Annotated in this window: 20 protein-coding genes and 1 other RNA gene; 7 read left to right on the top strand and 14 right to left on the bottom strand. The window is 60.7% G+C overall.

What is annotated here, in order from left to right; genetic code table 11:
- The first annotated feature begins 44 nt into the window (after positions 1-44).
- From queA to lpdA, 3 genes are all read left to right on the top strand, one after another.
- Positions 45-1091 carry a tRNA preQ1(34) S-adenosylmethionine ribosyltransferase-isomerase QueA gene (gene queA, locus DWB67_RS02235; protein WP_119805860.1) on the top strand — a complete coding sequence of 349 codons (1047 nt, stop codon included), beginning with the start codon at positions 45-47 and terminating at the stop codon, positions 1089-1091.
- A gap of 88 nt (positions 1092-1179) precedes the next feature.
- Positions 1180-2439, top strand: coding sequence for an MFS transporter (locus DWB67_RS02230; protein WP_119805859.1), 1260 nt, complete (start codon positions 1180-1182; stop codon positions 2437-2439).
- Between the two features lie 72 nt (positions 2440-2511).
- Entirely contained in the window at positions 2512-3906 is a 1395-nt protein-coding gene (lpdA, locus tag DWB67_RS02225; protein ID WP_119805858.1) for a dihydrolipoyl dehydrogenase, read from the top strand.
- 54 nt (positions 3907-3960) lie between these two features.
- Here lpdA and DWB67_RS02220 read toward each other — a convergent pair whose 3' ends face one another.
- Positions 3961-6366 (bottom strand): penicillin acylase family protein, encoded by a 2406-nt coding sequence (locus DWB67_RS02220; protein ID WP_119805857.1) that lies wholly within the window; start codon positions 6364-6366, stop codon positions 3961-3963.
- Positions 6367-6504: 138 nt separating this feature from the next.
- Here DWB67_RS02220 and DWB67_RS02215 point away from each other — a divergent pair, with 138 nt between their 5' ends.
- The 3 genes from DWB67_RS02215 (at position 6505) to DWB67_RS02205 (ending at position 9566) form a co-directional block, all read left to right on the top strand.
- Positions 6505-7368 (top strand): NAD(P)-dependent oxidoreductase, encoded by an 864-nt coding sequence (locus tag DWB67_RS02215; RefSeq protein WP_119806161.1) that lies wholly within the window; start codon positions 6505-6507, stop codon positions 7366-7368.
- A 92-nt stretch (positions 7369-7460) separates the two neighbouring features.
- Complete coding sequence (locus DWB67_RS02210; RefSeq protein WP_119805856.1) at positions 7461-7844, top strand: PaaI family thioesterase; 384 nt, start codon at positions 7461-7463, stop codon at positions 7842-7844.
- A gap of 93 nt (positions 7845-7937) precedes the next feature.
- Positions 7938-9566, top strand: a complete 1629-nt coding sequence (locus DWB67_RS02205; protein WP_119805855.1) for a long-chain fatty acid--CoA ligase — start codon at positions 7938-7940, stop codon at positions 9564-9566.
- Positions 9567-9569: 3 nt separating this feature from the next.
- Here DWB67_RS02205 and DWB67_RS02200 read toward each other — a convergent pair whose 3' ends face one another.
- The 10 genes from DWB67_RS02200 to ectA all read right to left on the bottom strand — a co-directional run bounded on the left by DWB67_RS02200 (position 9570) and on the right by ectA (position 17158).
- Positions 9570-9806, bottom strand: a complete 237-nt coding sequence (locus tag DWB67_RS02200; RefSeq protein WP_119805854.1) for a ribbon-helix-helix domain-containing protein — start codon at positions 9804-9806, stop codon at positions 9570-9572.
- Entirely contained in the window at positions 9799-9975 is a 177-nt protein-coding gene (locus DWB67_RS02195) for a DUF4169 family protein (protein WP_119805853.1), read from the bottom strand. Before DWB67_RS02195 ends, DWB67_RS02200 begins: the two co-directional genes overlap by 8 nt.
- A 53-nt stretch (positions 9976-10028) precedes the next feature.
- The gene (gene fumC / locus DWB67_RS02190) at positions 10029-11423 is read right to left on the bottom strand and encodes a class II fumarate hydratase (RefSeq protein WP_119805852.1); all 1395 of its coding nucleotides are present in this window, start codon (positions 11421-11423) and stop codon (positions 10029-10031) included.
- Between the two features lie 96 nt (positions 11424-11519).
- Complete coding sequence (locus DWB67_RS02185; protein ID WP_119805851.1) at positions 11520-12389, bottom strand: dihydrodipicolinate synthase family protein; 870 nt, start codon at positions 12387-12389, stop codon at positions 11520-11522.
- Between the two features lie 23 nt (positions 12390-12412).
- Positions 12413-12904, bottom strand: coding sequence for an SspB family protein (locus tag DWB67_RS02180; RefSeq protein ID WP_119805850.1), 492 nt, complete (start codon positions 12902-12904; stop codon positions 12413-12415).
- An 83-nt stretch (positions 12905-12987) separates the two neighbouring features.
- Positions 12988-13344: a transfer-messenger RNA gene (ssrA, locus tag DWB67_RS02175) on the bottom strand.
- A gap of 84 nt (positions 13345-13428) precedes the next feature.
- A complete protein-coding gene (locus DWB67_RS02170; protein WP_119805849.1) occupies positions 13429-14868 on the bottom strand; it encodes an aspartate kinase in 1440 nt (479 codons plus the stop codon).
- Between the two features lie 3 nt (positions 14869-14871).
- Positions 14872-15264 carry an ectoine synthase gene (locus DWB67_RS02165; RefSeq protein ID WP_119805848.1) on the bottom strand — a complete coding sequence of 131 codons (393 nt, stop codon included), beginning with the start codon at positions 15262-15264 and terminating at the stop codon, positions 14872-14874.
- A gap of 4 nt (positions 15265-15268) precedes the next feature.
- Positions 15269-16564 carry a diaminobutyrate--2-oxoglutarate transaminase gene (ectB, locus tag DWB67_RS02160; protein WP_182911461.1) on the bottom strand — a complete coding sequence of 432 codons (1296 nt, stop codon included), beginning with the start codon at positions 16562-16564 and terminating at the stop codon, positions 15269-15271.
- Between the two features lie 57 nt (positions 16565-16621).
- Positions 16622-17158, bottom strand: coding sequence for a diaminobutyrate acetyltransferase (gene ectA, locus DWB67_RS02155; RefSeq protein ID WP_119805847.1), 537 nt, complete (start codon positions 17156-17158; stop codon positions 16622-16624).
- 225 nt (positions 17159-17383) lie between these two features.
- On the opposite strand from ectA, the gene DWB67_RS02150 reads away from it, so the two are divergent.
- Entirely contained in the window at positions 17384-17887 is a 504-nt protein-coding gene (locus tag DWB67_RS02150; RefSeq protein WP_119805846.1) for a MarR family winged helix-turn-helix transcriptional regulator, read from the top strand.
- 16 nt (positions 17888-17903) lie between these two features.
- On the opposite strand, the gene gndA is transcribed toward DWB67_RS02150, so the two are convergent.
- The 3 genes from gndA to DWB67_RS02135 all read right to left on the bottom strand — a co-directional run bounded on the left by gndA (position 17904) and on the right by DWB67_RS02135 (position 20523).
- Positions 17904-19304, bottom strand: coding sequence for an NADP-dependent phosphogluconate dehydrogenase (gndA, locus tag DWB67_RS02145; RefSeq protein ID WP_119805845.1), 1401 nt, complete (start codon positions 19302-19304; stop codon positions 17904-17906).
- 84 nt (positions 19305-19388) lie between these two features.
- On the bottom strand, positions 19389-19829 hold the full coding sequence (locus DWB67_RS02140; RefSeq protein ID WP_255418509.1) for a PaaI family thioesterase: 441 nt from the start codon (positions 19827-19829) through the stop codon (positions 19389-19391).
- Between the two features lie 148 nt (positions 19830-19977).
- Complete coding sequence (locus DWB67_RS02135) at positions 19978-20523, bottom strand: biotin transporter BioY (protein ID WP_119805844.1); 546 nt, start codon at positions 20521-20523, stop codon at positions 19978-19980.
- Positions 20524-20674: the final 151 nt, after the last annotated feature.

The following is a 20674-nucleotide window of genomic DNA, read 5'->3' as shown; positions in this document are numbered from 1 at the left end:
ACGGGTGCTTGACGGATTGCAACCGACGGCGCAGAAGCCGCTTCATGAAACTCTCTGATTTCGATTTCGACCTGCCCGAAACGCTGATTGCCACGCGTCCTGCCAAGCCGCGCAGCTCGGCCCGACTGTTGCTGGCGCAGGGGGATGACATTGCCGACCGCCATGTCAGTGACCTGCCCGATATCCTGAAGGCGGGGGATGTTCTGGTGTTGAATGACACCAAGGTCATCCCTGCGCGCCTGACAGGACAGCGGCATCGTGCCTCGGCGCAGGGGGATGTCACCGCCAAGATCGAGGTGACCTTGCTGGAACCCGCAGCCGAGGGCTGGCGTGCACTTGCCAAACCCCTGCGTAAACTGCGCGAGGGCGAGGTGATCCATTTCGGTGATGCCCTGTCCGCCACGGTGGCCGAAATTGCCGACGGCGGTTTGCGGCTGGTCTTCGACGCGACGGGCGATGCCTTTGACGAGGCGCTGGCGCAGGTCGGTGCGATGCCCTTGCCGCCCTATATTGCCACGCTGCGGGCCCCTGACGAGCAGGATCATCAGGATTACCAGACGGTCTGGGCCGCCAACAGCGGCGCAGTTGCCGCCCCGACCGCCAGTCTGCATTTCGACGCGCCGCTGTTGCAGGCATTGAAAGACAAGGGTGTGGAATTCGTCCATGTGACCCTGCACGTCGGTGCAGGCACCTTCCTGCCCGTCAAGGTCGAGGATGTCACAACCCACCGCATGCATGCCGAATGGGGCGAGGTCTGCGCCGATGCCGCCGCTGCAATCACCCGCGCCAAATCGGAAGGCCGCCGCGTGATTCCCGTCGGCACCACGGCGCTGCGCCTGATCGAATCAGCTGCGACCGAGGACGGAATTGTCGCGCCGTTTCAGGGAACGACAGATATCTTCATCTATCCGGGCCATCACTTCCGGGTGACCGATGCCCTGATGACGAATTTCCACCTGCCCAAATCCACCCTGATGATGCTGGTTTCAGCCGTCATGGGGCAGGAAAAAATCAAATCGATCTATGCACATGCGCTGGCAAGGCAGTATCGCTTCTTCAGTTACGGCGATGCGTCGCTGCTGATCCCTTAAGGTCGTTTTCCGACTGGCATCGCGGGCTTTGGGCGAATAGGGCAGCACGATAGCCCTATTTATAACCTCTGACGAAACGAGACCCGCGATGATTTCGGTGTTGCGCACAACTTGGCCATTGCTGCTTGGCATTATGCTGCTGATGGTCGGCAACGGTATGCAAGGGACATTGCTGGGTATCCGCGGCGGGATCGAGGATATCCCGACCTTCCTGATGTCGGTGGTTATGGCCGGTTACTATGGCGGCTTCCTGTTCGGTAGCCTGACCGTGCCGGGGCTGATCAAGAATGTGGGTCACGTCCGGGTCTTTGCGGCGCTGGGCTCTTTGATTTCGGCGGCATTGATCCTGTTTGCGGTTGAGCCGCACTGGATCGCTTGGACCCTGCTGCGCGTCCTGTTGGGCTATTGTTTCTGCGGTGTGTATATTACGGCAGAAAGCTGGCTGAACGCGGGTTCGACCAACGCCAATCGCGGGACGTCGCTGTCGCTGTATATGATTGTCCAGCTGTTGGGCATTGTTGTGGCGCAGGCTTTGCTGAACGTCGGCGACCCTGCGGGTTACCTGCTGTTCGTCATTCCGTCAGTGCTGGTGTCGCTGGCCTTTACGCCCATTCTGCTGTCTGCCACGCCTGCACCCCCGTTCGAGACGATCAAGCGGATGTCATTCGGTGATCTCTACCGCGCGTCGCCGCTGGGCTGCGTGGGGATTTTCCTGATGGGGGGCGTGCTGGCCTCGCTGTCGGGGATGTCGTCGGTCTGGGGCGCGGTGATCGGGCTGTCGGTGGCGCAAATTTCGATCTTTGTGGCGGCAATCTATGCGGGCGGGTTGATCCTACAATATCCGATCGGCTGGATTTCCGACCGTTACGACCGTCGTCGCCTTGTGCTGTTTCTGGCAGCCGGTGGTGGTATCCTGTCGCTGGTGGTGGTGGCGTTGCAGCCCGGAACCCTTGGTCTGATCATCGCAGGCGGGATCATGGGCGGCATGGCCAACCCGATCTACGCGCTGCTGCTGGCCTATACCAACGACTATCTGGACCAGTCGGATATGGCCTCTGCCTCGGCAGGGTTGATGTTCATCTATGGTCTGGGGTCGATGGGCGGTCCGATCATCACCGGTTGGCTGATGGGGCTGCTGGGGCCGGATGGTTACTGGATCTATATGGGCGTGCTGTTGCTGGCCCTGACGGTCTATGCCGGATGGCGTTCGACACAGCGTCGTGCCCTGACGCCCGACGAACAGGGCAGTTATGCCGTCATCAACCCGACCGCGACACCCATCGCGGTCGAGGCTGTGCTGGACGAGGCGCAATCCGATGATCCCGAACCCGAAGCACTGGCCAGCTGACGCATCTGTCCCTCGACTTGCCGCCCTGCGGCAAATCGTTTAACGCTGAACTATTCTTTGTCAGCGGGGGACATGATGGCCCAGAATTTCGACATGGTGGTGATTGGTGCCGGACCTGGCGGTTACGTCGCCGCGATCCGGGGCGCGCAGCTTGGCCTGAAAGTGGCCTGCATCGAGCGTGAGCATCTGGGGGGCATTTGCCTCAACTGGGGCTGTATTCCCACGAAAGCATTGCTACGCAGCGCCGAGGTGTTTCACCTGATGGAGCGTGCGAAAGATTTTGGTCTGTCTGCGGATAAGATCGGCTATGACCTGCCAGCCGTCGTTGCGCGGTCGCGCGGCGTGGCCAAACAACTGTCCGGTGGCATCGGGCACCTGTTCAAAAAGAACAAGGTGACGACCATCATGGGCGAGGCGACGCTTGCCGGTAAAGGCAAGGTCACCGTCAAAACCGACAAAGGCACCGAGGAAATCACCGCCAAGTCGATCATTCTGGCCACCGGCGCGCGCGCCCGCGAACTGCCCGGGCTGGAACCGGATGGCAAGCTGGTCTGGAACTACAAGCACGCGCTGAACCCGCCACATATGCCCAAGAAGCTGTTGGTGATCGGTTCGGGTGCAATCGGCATCGAATTCGCTAGCTTCTTCAATACGCTGGGTGCAGATACCACCGTGGTCGAGGTTATGGACCGCGTGCTGCCGGTCGAAGATGCCGAAATCAGCGCCTTCGCCAAGAAGCAATTCGTCAAACAAGGCATGACGATCCGCGAAAAGGCGACCGTCAAGAAGCTGGACCGCAAGGGTGACAAGGTCACCGCCCATATCGAGGCAGGCGGCAAGACCGAAACGATGGAATTCGACACCGTCATCTCGGCTGTCGGCATCGTCGGCAATACCGAAGGTCTGGGTCTGGAAGCGGCTGGCATCAAGGTCGACCGCACCCATGTCGTCACCGACGAATATTGCCGCACCGGCGTCGAGGGCGTCTATGCCATCGGCGATCTGGCAGGCGCGCCTTGGTTGGCCCATAAAGCCAGCCACGAAGGCATGATGGTGGCCGAACTGGTCGCGGGCGGCAAACCGCATCCGATCAAGCCAGGCAGCATCGCCGGTTGCACCTATTGCAACCCGCAGGTCGCATCCGTCGGCATGACCGAGGCGAAGGCCAAGGAAGCCGGTCTGGACATCAAGGTCGGCAAATTCCCCTTTGTCGGCAACGGCAAGGCCATTGCGCTTGGCGAACCCGAAGGCATGGTAAAAACCATCTTTGACGCAAAAACCGGCGAATTGCTGGGCGCACATATGGTCGGTGCCGAGGTGACGGAACTGATTCAGGGCTATGTCATCGGACGCCAGCTGGAAACGACCGAAGCAGACCTGATGGAAACTGTTTTCCCGCACCCGACCCTGTCAGAAATGATGCATGAATCGGTGCTGGACGCTTATGGGCGCGCCATCCACTTCTGATCCTTTACGGATTGCGGAATTGAAAACGGGGGCCAAAGGCCCCCGTTTTTGCATTCAGGGGATCGGGTTCAGATGAGTGATCCCCGCCGCCGCCGCCCGCGCAAGGTCGGGGTCCAGCGACATGCCGACATATTCACCGCGACGCCACAGCCCCGCCATATCGTCATAATGACGCGACAGCGGGTGCCCCGACTGACCGGTCGAGACGATAAAGACCGAGCTGTCGGGATCGGCCAAATCATAGACCCCCCGATACCCCGCACCGGACAGCGCACGGAGGGGGTCCGGATCTGTGCCCAGCAGACCGCTGGCCGCGACAGTGAAATCTCCGCCCGAGATGTTCTGCGTGATATTTGTGATCCAGCCCAAGGCGCGCGTATCGCCCAGGCCCGGATGCTGATGGGTGGCGGAATGCAGATCGCCCCACCGCCAGCTTGTCACATCGGGTCCGAATTCCGCCGTCAGATCAAGGATGGCGCGGTCCAGCGCCTGACGGGCGATGGTGGTGCAATCCTCGGTCGCGGCGCTCTGGACGATATCGCACCAGCGGCCAGCACCGTTGCGGTTACGGAACACCGATTCGATGAACTGCGGCTGAAGGCGGGTGATGTCATCGGACAACGGGCCGATCTCGTCGCGGATCAAACGGTCCTGAAGGGCCGCCATCCATGCGGTGTAGATGACGGGTTCGGGCAGATGCTCGCTCATGGCGCCATCCCATTCGGCCAGCAGGGACAGGGCGTCCTGACGCTGGCGTTGGGTGGTGCCGGGGGCTGCGGGTTCGCCGGTGAACCACAGATCGGCCCCCACCAGTGGCAACAGACTGCGTGCGGCAGGGCTGACAATATCCAACTGTGCGGCAATAAAGCTGTCGCGGGAATGGACCTCTCGGTCGTCCAGCAGGCGTTTCAGGCGTCCGATCCGGACCGCGCTGGCCTGCGGTTCCTCGGTCGTGAAGGACACGCCGCTTTCGGGTTCCTGCGCGGTGCTGGTCAGCGATGTCGCGCCCTGCCATGCGGTTTCTGCCAGCCATCCGGGGCTGGGCAAAAGGCCCTTGGTCGGATGGTCGGGGCTGCGTGTCGGCAACGCCCCCGCCATCACGTGCGAGACATTCTTCTGGTCGGCCAGTGTGACATTGATGGCAGGTGCCACGACACCGGACAGGGCGCGGGTGGCCTCTTGCGGGTCTTGGGACCGCATCATCGACATCAGCGCCGACATGGTGCCGTCCTGACGTGACAATCCGGTCCAGCGCAGGGCCGCCACATGGCCGATGGGGGTCACATCGCGCAGACCTTCGTCCAGCGCCGGCACCACAGGGCCGTTCAATGTGTCGCGCAGCGTGATTGTGCGGGGCGGGGCATCAAGAACGCGGATCACCTCTTTGCGGGTTTGGAACGCCGTCCAGCCCTGAGGGCCACGATAGCGGTCGGGGTTGCCCGGCTGCACTTCCTCGATTGCGATATCGGCGTCGTCGATGGCCGTGGGGGTCATCGCCCATGACAGGCTGGCCGACCGTCCCGACAGCACCAGCGGAATGCCCGGAATGGTCGCGCCGATCACGCCGCCCGTGCCCAGTTCCAGCCGCGCCAGATAATAAAGCGACGGTGCCGTCAGACCCGCATGCAGGTCGTTGGCCACCAAGGTGCCACCCGCGGCAGTGCGTTCGGGGGCCGCGGCAAAGGCATTCCCGCCCAGGAGCATTCCGGGCCGCAAAAACCCGAGCGGCTGATCCGCGCCGTCATTGCGCTGGCGGCGTTCGGGCGTGCCCAAGCGCGCACCCGGAAAAAGCGAGGCATAGGTGGGGGTATTGGAACCCGATACCACCTCGGGGCCGTGTTCGGGCCATGCCAGCGACAGGCGGGCGCGCAATATTTCGGATTTGGCGGCATCGGAACTGGCCGCCGCGATCAGTTTCAGGATGGCCAGCGAATCGGCGGGCTGCCAATAGGCGATGACATCGGGAAACAGGAAGAACTCGGGCGCACCACGGCCCTTGGCGCCTTCGTTGACGATGCTGATCCATTGGTTCACGCCCGCCGCATAGGCGGTCAGCGCGGCACGGGTCTGCGGGTTCTGCACCTGAAGCGAGGCTTGGGCATTGCGGTACAGTCCCAGCCTGCGGACCAGATCATCGGCCGGCAGGGCGCGGGTGCCGTGCACCTCGGCCAGACGGCCTTGGGCGGCACGACGCAGCAGCGTCATCTGGAACAGTCTGTCCTGCGCATGCGCAAGGCCAAGGGCGAAGAAGACATCCTCATCCGACTGGCCGAAGATATGGGGCACATCCTCGGTCGAGCGGACAATCTCGACGGGGGCGGTGATCCCTTTGACGTCATAGGTGGCATCGTAATCGGGCAGCGACCGGACCGCGAAATACCAGATCAACACGACGGTCAGAACCAGCAGGACGATCAGCGCGACGGTCAGACGAAGAAGCCAGCGGAACATAGTCAGCATGCGGGGGCAGTTCCTTGGGCAGAGGGCGCGGCACGGGTTGACCCGAATGCGCGCGGGTGATGGTGTTGCATAAGACAGGTCTGCGGCCAGTTCAACGCGCCGGGGACATCTGACAGATCAAGCATGCAGGAGAAGAGCGTGGCGAAGACGGCGTTTCTGGGGTTGGGCGTGATGGGTTTTCCGATGGCGGGGCATCTTGTCCAGGCCGGACATGAGGTGACAGTCTTTAACCGCACCGACACAAAAGCACAGGCTTGGGTCGACCGGTATCAGGGCAACCACATGCCGACACCACGTCAGGCAGCGCAAGGTATGGATTTCGTGATGGCCTGCGTGGGCAATGACGACGATCTGCGCGAAATCTGTCTTGGCCCTGATGGAGCATTCGCCGGAATGTCCCAAGGCGCGGTTTTTGTCGATCACACCACCGTTTCCGCGCAGGTAACGCGCGAATTGGCGCAGGCAGCGGCGAAGGCGGGCATCGGCTATGTCGATGCGCCGGTCTCGGGCGGGCAGGCGGGGGCCGAAAACGGCCAGCTGTCGGTGATGTGCGGCGGGGCGCAGGCAGATTTCGACCGCGCGGCCCCGGTAATTGATGCCTATGCCAAGATATGCCGGCTGATGGGCGATGTCGGCGCGGGCCAGATGACGAAGATGTGCAACCAGATCGCCATTGCCGGATTGGTGCAGGGGTTGTCGGAATCGCTGGCCTTTGCGGAAAAGGCCGGATTGGACATCGCCGATGTGGTCGAGGTGATCAGTCAGGGTGCCGCAGGCAGCTGGCAGATGGTCAACCGCCATAAAACCATGGCTCAGGGACATTTCGAGCATGGGTTCGCCGTTGACTGGATGCGTAAGGATCTGGCCATCTGTCTGGCCACCGGTGACCAGATCAATGCGGCCCTGCCGGTCACGGCACTGGTCGATCAATTCTACAAGGATGTGCAGAAAATGGGCGGGGGGCGCTGGGACACCTCGGCGCTGATTGCACGTTTGACGTAAGTTACACCGAATTCGCGTGATGCGGGTGGACCGGATGCCGGTCTGCCTGCGTTACTGTCCTGAATTTACAAAGATGAAAAGGGGGCCTTCTTATGGCAGAACGCAGCCTTTCGGGACAGATCGCGTTCGATATCACCGGCGTCAGCGAGGCCGAGGCCGAAGGAGAGATGCAGGTCGATGCAGGCGTGGTGAATCCTTTCGGTGCAATCCATGCGGGTGCGCTTGTCTGGTTTGCCGATGTGGTGGCCGCAAATCTGGTCCTTGGCGGTGAACAGATCAGGGAAGGCAAGGACAGCTTTCCCGTCGCAATTACCCTGAACGGGCAGATGCTGGCCAACCGGTGCACAGGTCCGCTGACCGCGGTTGCCCGCTGGGTCCAGCGTGGCCACCCTGTGGCCACAACCCGCACCGAAGTCCGTGATCAGGATGGTACCTTGCTGCTGGAGCTGACCTCGACCCATACCAGCACGATCTAACCTTGCGGCACGGGCGATCCCTCTTTTCGTTGGCGGGTTGTATCCCGCCACGTTCCGGCCATCATGCGCCGAGGATTGAAGGAGGAGATACCCATGGATGGCCTGATGATGAATCGCCCGCTGCTGCAAAGCGGAGTGCTGGATTTCGCTGCTGAAAGCTTTCCAGCCGCTGAAATCGTGTCGCGTCGGGTCGAGGGGGATCTGCATCGTCAAAGCTGGGCACAGACGCGCGAACGTGCCGTGCAACTGTCTTTTGCCCTGCAGGATATGGGTGTCGGCATGGGCGACCGTGTGGCAACGCTGGCGTGGAACGGCCACCGCCATCTGGAAATTTATCACGCGGTTCCGGGCATCGGCGCTATTTGTCATACGATCAACCCGCGCCTGTCGCCTGAACAGATGGCCTTTATCACCCATCACGCCGGTGACGGTCTGCTGTTCACCGATCTGACATTCGTGCCCTTGCTGGAAAAACTGAAAGACCAGCTGCCGCCGATGCGCTTTGTCATTCTGACCGATCGCGCACATATGCCCGAAAACACCCTTGATGCCCTTTGTTATGAGGAGCTGCTGCAAGGCCGCGCCACGGACCGCGACTGGCCCGAGTTTCCGGAGACCACCGCCTCGGGGTTGTGCTATACTTCGGGGACGACGGGTGATCCCAAGGGGACGCTTTATACCCATCGTTCGAACATGCTGCATTCGCTGGCCACGGCTGCGGTGCTGGGGGCCGATCTGGGGGTGCAGCCGCGTATTCTACCTGTGGTGCCGTTGTTCCATGTCAACGCATGGGGGCTGCCTTTCACCTGTCCGTTGATCGGTGCCAGCATGGTGATGCCCGGCCCGCATCTGGACGGTGCCAGCCTGTGGGATCTGTGCCAGACGGAAGGCGTGCAAAGTGCATGGGGCGTGCCGACCATCTGGCAGGGGCTGCACAGTGAAATGCTGGCCCGCGGTGGCAAACCCGAGGCCCTGCGCCATATCGTTGTCGGTGGCAGCGCCATGCCGCGCAGCCTGATCGAGGGGTTCGAGAAACTGGGCATCGACGTCAATCACGCATGGGGTATGACCGAAACCTCGCCCTTGGGCAGTCAGGGGTCGTTGACGGCAGACAAGCGTGCATTGCCGTTAGATCAGCGCATGGCGTTGAAGCAGACCCAAGGCCGCCGCGTTTTCGGCGTCGATATGAAGATCATCGGTGATGACGGCCAGCGGCAGTCGCATGATGGCGTGGCGATGGGCGAATTATTCGTGCGCGGCAATACCGTTGCCAGCGGCTATTACAATAACGCTGACGCCAGCGCCAAGGCCGTTGATAAGGAGGGCTGGTTCGGGACAGGCGATATCGCCTCGATCAGTCCTGACAGCACGCTGACCCTGCGTGATCGGGCCAAGGATCTGATCAAATCGGGCGGCGAATGGATCAGTTCGATCGATGTGGAAAATCTGGCGGTGTCGCATCCCGATGTCGCGCAATGTGCGGTGATCGCGATGCCGCATCCGAAATGGGACGAACGTCCGTTGCTGGTTGTCAAATGCGCGGGCACGGCGCGTCCGACACTGGAAGATATCTGCACCACGATGGACCAGCATCTGGCGAAATGGCAGTTCCCCGATGATGTTGTCTATGTCGATGAAATGCCGATGACCGCGACCGGCAAGATCAGCAAATTGCGCCTGCGCGAACAGTTCAAGGACCATGTCCTGCCCGATCTGCGCTAAAGGTCAGACGTCTTGCGTCACCTGATGCAGGACGAACAACCGCAGGGCCGTCGCCAGCCCGACATCGGGCGGGCGGCCATGGTCGATCTGGCCGATCAGTGCTGCGCGGGTAATATCACGCGCGGCGGCATGGGCACCCAGCAATTTCCAGAATGCATCCTCCAGCGATACCGAGGTGCGGTGACCGTCGATCGTGACTGACCGCTTGGCCGGTTGCGACATGGGGGGCAGGTCAATCATCTTTGCGATGCCCGTCCAGCTTGCGGGCGTCCTGTTCGGCCTGTGCTTTTCGCTGGTCGCGCAGGGGCTTTGCCTCGCCATGTTTGGCGGCGCTGACATCGCCAGCGGCGCGCTTGGTGTCGCGGTCGCGTTGTTTGCGGGCCGTGCGCAGATTGACGATCTGAACCATGATGGACCTTCGTGACAAGGGCAGGGCGCTGACGCCCCGCCCGACGGTTACAATCAGCCTTTTGGGCTGATCATGTCTTCGGGGCGCACAACGCGGTCGAAGGTTTCACCATCGACAAAGCCAAGGGCGATGGCTTCCTCGCGCAGGGTGGTGCCGTTCTTATGCGCGGTCTTGGCGACCTTGGTGGCGTTGTCATAACCGATGGTCGGGGCCAATGCCGTCACCAGCATCAGCGATTCCTTCATCAGCTTTTCAATACGCGGCAGGTTGGCCTGCGTGCCGACAACCATGTTATCGGTAAAGCTGCCCGCAGCATCGCCCAACAGCTGCATCGACTGCATCAGATTATACGACATCATCGGGTTATAGACGTTAAGTTCGAAATGACCCTGCGAACCGGCAAAGCCGATGGCCGCATCATTGCCCATCACATGCGCGCAAACCATGGTCAGCGCCTCGGCCTGTGTCGGGTTCACCTTGCCCGGCATGATCGACGATCCGGGTTCGTTCTCCGGCAGGATCAATTCGCCCAGACCCGAACGCGGGCCGGATCCCAGCAAACGCATGTCATTGGCAATCTTGAACAGCGATGCCGCAACCGTTTTCAGCGCACCCGAGAACATGACCATGGCATCATGGGCAGCCAACGCCTCGAACTTGTTAGGGGCGGTGACGAAGGGCAGGTCGGTGATTTTGGCGATTTCTGCCGCGATCGAGGTATCCCAGCCCTTTTTCGTGTTCAGACCGGTGCCGACAGCCGTGCCGCCCTGCGCCAGTTCATAGATGTCGGGCAGGCAGGCTTTGACGCGCTGGATGCCTTTGGCGACCTGATGGGCATAGCCACCGAATTCCTGACCAAGCGTCAGTGGCGTCGCATCCTGCGTATGGGTGCGGCCGATTTTGATAATATCCTTGAATTCTTCGGATTTGGCGACCAGTGCTGCATGCAGCTTTTCCAGACCGGGCAGCAGCACGTCGCGGGCCATCATGCCGATGCCGACATGCATCGCCGTCGGGAAGGTATCGTTCGAGGATTGACCCATGTTGCAATGGTCATTGGGGTGGACGGGCTTCTTCGATCCCATCTCTCCGCCCATGATCTCGATTGCGCGGTTGCTGATGACTTCATTGGCGTTCATGTTCGACTGGGTGCCGGAACCGGTCTGCCAGACGACCAGCGGGAAGTTGTCGTCGAACTTGCCCTGAAACACCTCGGTCGCGGCCTGTTCCATCGCCTCGGCCAGATCGGCAGGCAGATCGCCATTGGCGCGGTTCACGCGGGCGGCGGCCAGCTTGATGGCACCAAGCGCGCGGATGATGGCGACGGGCTGGCGTTCCCAGCCGATGGGGAAGTTGATGATGGAACGCTGGGTTTGCGCGCCCCAATATTTGGATGCGTCAACATCCAGCGGGCCAAAGCTGTCAGTCTCGATACGGGTGGTGGTCATCGGGTCGCTCCCTCACGGTTTTCAGGCGTGTTCTAGCCGCGATGGGCCGGATTCGCAATTCGTATACAACGGTATGCTAACGCCAACATGGTGGTTTCACGCCGTCAGTGCGTCAATCGCGGCCTTGATGCGCGGGGTCAGCGCGTCAGGCAGCGGCATCACGGGGCGGGGCGGTTGTGCGCGGGTCAGCCCCATCAGATGCGCTGCGGCATAGATCACGCGCAGGCTGCCGTAGGTTTTGAACAGATCCCACAGGGGTTGGAACCGCGCCTGCCATTGCGTCGCATCACCGGCTTGCGCGGCGTGGGCCAGTTCTGATGATTGTTCAGGCCACAGTCCTGCCGCGACGCTGAACCAGCTGTCGGCCCCGTTTTGCAATGCAGCGGCACAGCCCCAGTCGCCGCTGTATCCGATGGTAAAGCCTTTCGGCAGATCGGCCCGCAATCGGGCAATCTCTGTGGCAAAATCGTTATCAGCGGGCAGGGGCATTTTGATCGCCGTCACCTGCGGCAGCGCTGCAAGCCGTGCCAACAATGCGATGCTAAAGGTGAAATGCGTGGTCGAGGGGTTGTTATAGACGCAGATCGGCAGGTCCGATGCCCCCGCAACGGTCTGGAAGTGGTAGAACACTTCATCCTCGGTCAGTGGGGTGTATGAGACGGGCGCCAGCAGCAGGCCGGCAGCGCCGCTGTCGGCGGCATGACGGGCAAGGCTGGCCGAGACATCGCTGCGCAGCGCGCCGACCCCGATGATGACCGGCAGGCTGGTGGCCGCAATGGCCACCAGCGCCACATGACGGCGCTGGTCCGGCGTCAGATAGGCATAACCGCCGGTTGATCCCAGCACGCCGATGCTGTCGACGCCCGTGATCCGGCTGACCAGACGGGTCATATCATCGGCACGCAATGTGCCGTCATCTTCGGTGGGGGTGATCGGAAAGGCGGATAATCCTTGCATGACAGTCATGATCCGTCCTTTCCAGATGTGTCTTACTTGCGCCAGCGATCAAGGCTGACAACTTCGCCGCCGCCTGACGGGGGCTTGTCATCACCATCATCCTTGGCGTCCAGATCGAATTCCGCATCGACGGGTTCGTCGTCGTCACCCTCGTCATCCTCATCGCCGTCCTGCGTGTCGAATCGCAGGCCGAATTCCACCGAAGGGTCCACGAAGGTCCGCAGCGCGTCGAAGGGGATCACCAGCGGTTCGGGCTGGTTGCCGAAGTTCAGCGTGATGGTGAAATGATCGTCGGTGACAGTCAGATTGTCGAACCAGTGCTGGACGACGATCGTCATTTCTTCGGGATAGCGTTCGCGCAGCCAATCGGCCATTTCGACGCCATCATCGCGCGTATCGAAGGTAATGAAAAAATGGTGGTCTTCGGGCAGGCCGTCGCGACCCACTTTGCGCAGCACCTCGGCAATCAGACCCTGCATCGCACGATGCATCAGTTTGCCATAATCAAGTTCGGATCGCGCCATGGGGACACCTTTCATCTTGCGCGCCAAGCATAGGGATATGGGCGTCGATGAAAAGGGGGCACTGCGGAAATGATGGGGGATAAGGTGCAGGATTCTGTTGCCAGGCTCCTGCGGGCCCCGCCTTACGCTGCTAGGCGCAAGGGCTTAGGTTTCGGTCTTTCGGACTGCTTACGCAGCCAGAGCGACCGGAGCACGGTTGTCATTTGCAACTGTACGTTTTGCACCGATAACGGTAGTGGCTCACCGAGACAAAGCTTACCCCTTTAGACGTTCGTCGATCCTGTTTCGGCCCCAATCGTCCCCAAATGAGGGAGGTGTTGGTGGAGCCGCCGGGTACCGCCCCCGGGTCCGATCCGCGTATTACGAGCGCGTTTATGTCCATAGTCCGAATTGCTTCGAACAGAACCGATATAGGCGGTCGATCCGTGATCCGCAAGGGACAGCACGACCAGTTTTTCCGAAGGTAGGCATGCAAAAAGGCGACCCTTTCACGGGCCGCCTTTTTCATTTCAGTCAGCTGCCTTTCAGGCGGCCTTGCGAAGCGACTGCGCCTGATCTTCGACCAATGCGCCATGCAGGGCCTTGATAACACCAGACAATGCATCGCGTTCGACAATGAACTGCACATCGACAGCGCGTGGACCTTGGGTGGCACCGATGGCTTCCAGACCGGCAGCTGCCAAAGCGTTCAGGCCACGGCTAAGGACGGCCAGACCGTCCAGATCACGGCCAACTGCTGCGGCCATCGCCACCGCGCGGGACGAGACATCCGCCGAAGGATAGCGTTCCGTAAGGTCTTTTTCGACGCGGCGCAGAACCTTCAGGCTGCTGTCGACGTAATGCGTGATCGTATTGGCATTCGACACTTTGGACACGATGCGGACCCTATGACGGGTCAGCACTTCCAGAAGGAAGGCGTCATAGCCCTTTGCGCCGACCATATCCTGTTCGAACAGCTCCAGCGCGAAGACATCCAGACCGGTGACAATCTCGACCGCCGGTTCGGTGGCGGGTTGATCGTCGATCAGGGTGCCGGGGTCATGGGGCTCGAACGCGTTGGTCACGCGCAGGGGCACGCCCGACTGGCGCAGGGTCTTTGCGGCTTTCGGGTGGATCGCCTCCATCCCCAGATTCGACAGCTGGTCGGCCACGTCGTAATTGGTGCGGCCCAGCTTGCGGACTGCATCTGCGCCGACAAGGTTCGGGTCCGCCGAGGACAGGTGGAATTCCTTATGGATGATCGCTTCGCGGGCACCCGTCAGGGCCGCCAGACGCGAGAATGTCACCTCGGAATAGCCACGGTCGAATTCGCGCATCAGACCTTCGCGGCACTGGGCATAGCCCGTGACGATCGGGATTTCCGTCTGCGGATCGACGCCCTGCATCGCACCGGTGATGCGTTCGTCAAGGCTGACTTCGCCTTCGTCGCGCCAACCCGACAGGTCGACGAAACGTGCCTGAACGCCTGCGCGCTGAATCATCAGCGTGGTAACAAAGGCGGAATGCGCCTCGCCCAGACCGGACAGCAGTTCGCGGGTTTGCAGCATATGTTCGGACAGGCGGAAGTGGCCATAGGAACACAGGCGCTGCAGGTCGATCAGGCAGTTGCGTGCGCCCAGAACGCGGTCACGCACAAAGGAATCGGCGCGTTCCAGATCACCGGGGTGTTCCAGAATGCTGCGATGTGCCTCGATCATGGCGTCAGAGACACGGTCCAGCGCCTCTAGCCATCCGTGATCGCTGTCGCCGTTGGCAAAGGCTGCATAGACGCCAGGCTTGCCCGATTTCTTGTGTTCCAGCAGCAGGTTGGTAATGCCGCCGAAGGCCGAGACTACGAAGATCCGACCGTAAAGGTCGGTCCCCGTGCGGTCACCGATCAACAGCGTGTCGCGCAATTCATGGACCCGCGACATCGAAGTGCCACCGATTTTTTCGACGGTGTGACTATGGGTCGGGTCTGCCATGATTTACGCCGTTTCTTCCGCGGGGGCATAGCTGCCGTCTTCGCGGTGAACTTCGGTTCCGGTCACGGGCGGGTTAAAGCAGCAGGCCATGACCAGCGTTTCTTCCGCGCGCAGGATGTGCTTGTCGTGCAGGTTCAATGCATACATCACACCGGGCGTGATTTCATGCGTTTCACCGGTGGCCAGATCGGTGATCGAGCCTTTGCCCTGCATGCAGAACACACTCTCAAAGTGATGCTTGTAATGGAACTGATGTTCCGAACCGGCATGCAGCGTCGTGATGTGGAACGAGAAACCCATTCCGTCATCAGCCAGCAACATACGGACCGAATTCCACTGGGCGTCCGAAACGGAACGGTCGGTGTCTTTGAGCTTGTTGAAATCGCGTACAATCATAATATTACTCCGCTGCAATTTTGGTGGTAGACAGGACGTCGCGGGCGGCGTCCATCAGAATGTCGAAGCCTTTGTTAAAGAGGGAAACCGGCGTTGTCAGAGGCGCCAGCACCTTGACCACCTGATCCTCGTTCCCCGAGGTTTCAATGATCAGGCCGTTTTCGAAGGCACGCGCACAGATCGCACCAGCCAGTTCACCGGTGCCGACATCAACGCCGCGCATCAGGCCACGGCCTTTCAGATATGCACCGGGCACCATATCGGCCAGTTCGGTCAGGCGGGTTTCGATCAGCGTGGCTTTTTCGGCCAACTCTGCCTCGAACGCCTTATCCGACCAGAATTTCCCGATGGCGACACGGGCGGTCACAAAGGCATGGGTGTTGCCGCGGAACGTGCCGTTATGTTCGGCGGGGCCGAAAATGTCATACTGCGGACGCACCAGAACCATCGCCAGCGGTAAACCGAAGCCCGAAATGGATTTCGCCATCGGCACCAGATCAGGCATCACGCCCATATCCTCGAACGAGAAGAACTTGCCCGTCCGGCCACAACCGGCTTGAATGTCATCCAAGATCAGCAAGGCACCGTGACGCTTGGCAATATCCGCCAGCTTTTGAACAAATTCGGTCGATGCGGCGTTCAGGCCACCTTCGCCCTGAATCGTTTCCAGCATGATGGCGGCAGGGGCGTCGATACCACCCGAGGCGTCCGACAGCATCTGGTCCAGCAGGGCTGCGCTGTCCAGACCTTCGGCATAGCCGTCATAGGGCATACGCGTCACGCCGCTCGCATCCATGCCTGCGCCACCGCGGTGATATCCGTTACCGGTCGCTGCCAGCGCACCCATGGTCACGCCATGAAAACCGTTGGTGAAGGCGATGATATTGGTGCGACCCGTCGATTTCCGCGCCATTTTCATGGCCGCTTCAACAGCATTCGCACCCGTCGGGCCCATGAACATGACGCGGTGGTCCATCTTGCGCGGCTTCAGGATGTGCTGTTCGAACGCCGCAAGGAATTCACCTTTGGCCGTCGTGTGCAGATCCAGACCATGCGCGATGCCGTCATTGGTGATGTGATCCACCAGTGCAGCCTTCATGTCGGGGTCGTTGTGGCCATAATTTAGCGACGAACAGCCGGCCAGAAAATCGATATACTCGCGACCGTCCTCGCCACGCATGTACGAGCCGCTGGCCGAGGTGAACACAGTCGGGATGCCACGGCAATAAGAGCGCGCTTCGCTTTCACGACGGGTGAAAATAGTCGTGTCGGTGTCGGTTGTCATCATGTCCTTGGGCATAGGGTATCCTTTCGCACAGAGGTGCGTTCTGAAAATTGCTTCGATAGACGAATAAGTTCAGGCGGCTTTTGCCTGCGGTGCATTCTGGGGCAACGTGACCGTCACCATATGCTCGGTCGCGTGGCGACCTCCGAAATGCCGGTGGCGCATGAAGTGGGGGTCATCGCTAAGCTGGCCGCCCGAATGGCGGGCAAAGCTGCGGAACAGTCCCCATGATGCGTCATTGTCCAGCGTGATCGTGGTATTCATACGGGTCGCTTGGGCGCATTCGTCGCGCTGGACCAGATGGTTCAGCATTTTACGGCCAAGACCCAAACCACGGGCTTTCGGGCTGACAGCAACCTGCCAGACGAAAAGGGCGTCTTCATTGGGGATCATATGTCCCGAAATCCAGCCGACGACAGCACCGTCAAGTTCCGCCAGCACGCATGTGTCGCGGAAATGTTCGGCCTGCACCAGATTGCAATACATTGAATTCTCATCCAGTGGCTTGCAGCTACGCACCAGCTCCCAGATGGCTTCGCCATCGGTTGCGTCGGGCTTGCGCAGCGTCAACTGCTGGGGGCGTTCAATGTCTTGCACGTCTTTGGGCATGGACTCCTGATCCTCAATTGCTTCGGGTATCTAACTAGTAAAGAAGCCCCTAGGTTGCAACTGATTCAGAAATTTTAGGGCGATTTCAGCTAAGTAACTATAAAATAGGGGCTTATCGGGGTTATTTCGCACGCATCCGTGATGAAACCTGTTAGTCAAGTAAATTATTTAGCCCTCGAACCTTCCGGCATTGATCTGCCGACCCTGTCAATGGCATGATGAAACATGACTCAAATCGCCCCATACCCCCGCACAGATGACGCCCTGATCGCGCTCCGGCGTATTCTTCGGGCGACGGAACAATATGAACGTGATCTGGCGCAGGCCGCCGGACTGACGCCGGCCAAGCTGCGCGTCTTGCAGATTTTAGGGGGGCGAGAGGATCGACGCGCCTCACCGACATTGCTGGCGGGCCGGATGGGTGTCAGTCAGGCCACTGTAACAGCCTTGGTCGATCAGCTGAACAAGCTGGGCCTGACACAGCGCGAACGTTCAGTCACGGACCGTCGCCAGTTGCACGTCATCCTGACCGAGGCAGGGGCCGAGGCGATGCGGAATGCCCCCGACGCGCTGCAACAGCATTTTGTCAAAGGCTTCCAGTCTTTGCAGGATTGGGAACAATCGATGCTGGTGGCATCGCTGGAACGCGTGGCCGCCATGCTGAATGCACAAGAAATGGACGCATCCCCCGTGCTGACATTGGGAGAGATCAGCCGCCCGCGCGGCTGATCCCTAATCCATTGGTTCAGGCTTTGCTGCCCCAAGGGCCATGTGCATCCTGAATGCCGTCAAGGCGTTCAAAGCCATGTGCGCCGAAGAAGTCGCGCTGTGCCTGCAGCATGTTCGCCGTGCCGCGCGATGTGCGCATCATATCGAACCACATCAGGCCCGAGGCCAGCGCAGGCAGAGCGTGACCGGCGGCGATGCCTTGCGACACGACCTGACGCAATCCGGGCAGGCCCTTTTCGATCAGATCGGCAAAGAAGGGTGCCATGATCAGGTTGCGGTCGGGGTCTTCGCCAAGTGCATCGGCCATATCGTTCAGCATCGAGGACCGGATGATGCAGCCCGCGCGCCAGACCTTGGCAATTTCCGGCAGGTTCAGCGTCCAGCCGAAGCGGTCGGATGCCCCCGAGATCATCGTGAAGCCCTGCGCATAGCACAGGATCTTGCCCGCGATCAGTGCCTGTTCCAGTGCCGATGCGTCCATGTCGCAGGGCTGGGGGGCGGCGCCAAAGCGGGCCTCGCCTGCCTTGCGTTCGTCCAGACGGGCCGAGACGTTGCGCGCCATCACAGCAGCCTCGATCACGGGGATGGGGGCGGACAGGTGCTGCGCCTCGATCGCGGTCCAACGGCCTGTGCCCTTCTGGCCTGCGCGGTCCAGAATGACGTCGGGCATCGCTTTGCCGGTGTGCTTGTCGGTAGCAGCGGTGACCTTGGCCGAAATCTCGATCAGATAGGACGACAGAACGCCTTCGTTCCAGCCGCTGAAGACGTCCGAGATAGCGCCCGCGTCCATGCCCATGCCATCGCGCATCAGGCCGTATACCTCGGCGATCATCTGCATATCGGCATATTCGATGCCGTTATGGACCATTTTGACAAAATGGCCCGCGCCTGCGTCACCCATACGGGCCGCGCAGGGTTCGCCATCATCCGCCTTGGCGGAAATCGCGTTCATCACGTTCGACACGCGGTCCCAATCGGCCGCATCGCCGCCGCCCATGATGGCCGGACCGTGACGCGCGCCTTCTTCACCACCCGAGACACCCATTCCAAGGAAGTGGAACGGCAGGCCCGCGTCGTTGCGGCGGTTGGTGTCGTGGAAATCGGCGTTGCCTGCGTCGATAACCAGATCATCAGCGCCCAGCAGCGGGGTCAGCGCCTCTAGCTGGGCATCGACGGCGGGGCCTGCCGGAACCATCAGGATGATCGCACGGGGCGGAGTAATGGCGGCGACGAAATCGGCCAGCGTTTCGGTCGGGATCACGCTGTCGGCCAGATCGCCGGCATCCGCGTGGAATTTATGGGTCACCTCGGTGGTGCGGTTCCAGACTGCGATGGGAAAGCCCTTTTCAGCGATATTCATCGCTAGCGCGGCACCCATGGTTCCCAGTCCGATCAACCCGATATTTGCTTGTGCCATCAATCCACCCTTTGCGGTTCACAACAATTTTGCCGCTATCTACGCCATGTGCGGGGTGGTGTCACGAGGGAGGGGCAAAGCGGATCAATCGCCCTGCATGCAGATTAGCGTTTGCAGGCCTGTCGCAACATGGGTGCGGCTGTCACCGTCGATGCCGAAGACATCCAGCTGGCAGATGGTCAGCGTGCGTCCGTGTTTGATGACCCGCCCGACCGCTTCCAGATGGTCGCCGTTTGCGGGGGCCAGCAGGTTCATCTTGAATTCCGTAGTCAGAACCGTGCTGCCTTCCGGAAACAGGGTAAAGCCCGCAAAGCCACCTGCGGTATCGGCCAGTGCGGATGTCGCGCCTGCATGGAAGAAGCCATGGTGCTGGGTCAGTTCGGGGCGGAAGGGCAGGCGCAATGTGACCTCTCCGGGGCGGATGCAGGCGATCTCGACGCCCAGATGCCGCATCAGGCCTTGGGCCTTTAAGCTGTCTTCAACACGTCTGATGATATCAAGATGCAGGGCATCGGGTTCGGACATGGGGCAGGTCTTTCCTTGGTCACGGCAAAGCCGAGTTTGCAGAGAATGCAATGGCTATGAAAGCTGCTTTGGCAAAAGGTGACGTGGGGTCCATATGCAAAACGGGGCCACAAAGGGCTCCGTTCACAGCGTTATGATGCCAAAGCTGTCAGCCGCGCAAGCGCTGGGCTGCCTGCAGCAGCATAGTGCCCAGGACGATCTTGACCATATCACCCAGAATGAAGGGGGCCACGCCCACAGTCAGCAACTGGTCCGCAGGCACAAAAGCCGACAGCCACATCAGGCCGGGGACATAGATTGCGACGGTACCGGCCACCAGTGCCACGGCTGTCATGGCCCAACCCTGCGCGCGCGCCAGAACACCCGTCACAACCATCGCCAGCGCCATACCGATCAGAAAGCCGGTGGTCGGACCGGCAAGATAGGCAAGACCCATGCCGCGTGCAGGCGATCCTGCAAAGACCGGCAGCCCGGCCATGCCCGCAGCGACATAGGCGCCCATGGCGGCCAGACCCAGACGCGGTCCCAAGGCTGCGGCAATCAACAGCGTGGCGAGTGTTTGCAGGGTCATCGGCACGGGCCAGAACGGCACCTGGATTTTTGCACCCAATGTGATCAGCGCCGCGGCGGCCAGCGTCAGACCGATCTGCACTGCAGGGTTACGGTTGTCGATAAGCGCCTTGGCGTGCTGCATGGGATGTCCTTTTTATATCTTTCGAATCACGGACGGCAGGCCGTCCCGATTGCGCGCCATAGTGAAACCATGTCTGCCCCTACGACAAGTCTTAGGTGCGGTCGGGTGTCGCAGATGGTCGCTGCCCGTCGAAAGGTTGGGATTGTTTTTC

This window comes from Paracoccus sp. JM45, assembly GCF_003590715.1.
Classification (GTDB): domain Bacteria; phylum Pseudomonadota; class Alphaproteobacteria; order Rhodobacterales; family Rhodobacteraceae; genus Paracoccus.
The sequence above is the reverse complement of the archived record's forward strand: the minus strand, read 5'-3'. Positions and strand labels throughout refer to the sequence as shown.

Bases quoted from the DNA above. Each gene is read 5' to 3' on its own strand.
- queA (WP_119805860.1), top strand. From the start codon at position 45: ATGAAACTCTCTGATTTCGATTTCGACCTGCCCGAAACGCTGATTGCC.
- DWB67_RS02230 (WP_119805859.1), top strand. From the start codon at position 1,180: ATGATTTCGGTGTTGCGCACAACTTGGCCATTGCTGCTTGGCATTATG.
- lpdA (WP_119805858.1), top strand. From the start codon at position 2,512: ATGATGGCCCAGAATTTCGACATGGTGGTGATTGGTGCCGGACCTGGC.
- DWB67_RS02220 (WP_119805857.1), bottom strand. From the start codon at position 6,366: ATGCTGACTATGTTCCGCTGGCTTCTTCGTCTGACCGTCGCGCTGATC.
- DWB67_RS02210 (WP_119805856.1), top strand. From the start codon at position 7,461: ATGGCAGAACGCAGCCTTTCGGGACAGATCGCGTTCGATATCACCGGC.
- DWB67_RS02205 (WP_119805855.1), top strand. From the start codon at position 7,938: ATGGATGGCCTGATGATGAATCGCCCGCTGCTGCAAAGCGGAGTGCTG.
- DWB67_RS02200 (WP_119805854.1), bottom strand. From the start codon at position 9,806: ATGATTGACCTGCCCCCCATGTCGCAACCGGCCAAGCGGTCAGTCACG.
- DWB67_RS02195 (WP_119805853.1), bottom strand. From the start codon at position 9,975: ATGGTTCAGATCGTCAATCTGCGCACGGCCCGCAAACAACGCGACCGC.
- fumC (WP_119805852.1), bottom strand. From the start codon at position 11,423: ATGACCACCACCCGTATCGAGACTGACAGCTTTGGCCCGCTGGATGTT.
- DWB67_RS02185 (WP_119805851.1), bottom strand. From the start codon at position 12,389: ATGACTGTCATGCAAGGATTATCCGCCTTTCCGATCACCCCCACCGAA.
- DWB67_RS02180 (WP_119805850.1), bottom strand. From the start codon at position 12,904: ATGGCGCGATCCGAACTTGATTATGGCAAACTGATGCATCGTGCGATG.
- DWB67_RS02170 (WP_119805849.1), bottom strand. From the start codon at position 14,868: ATGGCAGACCCGACCCATAGTCACACCGTCGAAAAAATCGGTGGCACT.
- DWB67_RS02165 (WP_119805848.1), bottom strand. From the start codon at position 15,264: ATGATTGTACGCGATTTCAACAAGCTCAAAGACACCGACCGTTCCGTT.
- ectB (WP_182911461.1), bottom strand. From the start codon at position 16,564: ATGCCCAAGGACATGATGACAACCGACACCGACACGACTATTTTCACC.
- ectA (WP_119805847.1), bottom strand. From the start codon at position 17,158: ATGCCCAAAGACGTGCAAGACATTGAACGCCCCCAGCAGTTGACGCTG.
- DWB67_RS02150 (WP_119805846.1), top strand. From the start codon at position 17,384: ATGACTCAAATCGCCCCATACCCCCGCACAGATGACGCCCTGATCGCG.
- gndA (WP_119805845.1), bottom strand. From the start codon at position 19,304: ATGGCACAAGCAAATATCGGGTTGATCGGACTGGGAACCATGGGTGCC.
- DWB67_RS02140 (WP_255418509.1), bottom strand. From the start codon at position 19,829: ATGTCCGAACCCGATGCCCTGCATCTTGATATCATCAGACGTGTTGAA.
- DWB67_RS02135 (WP_119805844.1), bottom strand. From the start codon at position 20,523: ATGCAGCACGCCAAGGCGCTTATCGACAACCGTAACCCTGCAGTGCAG.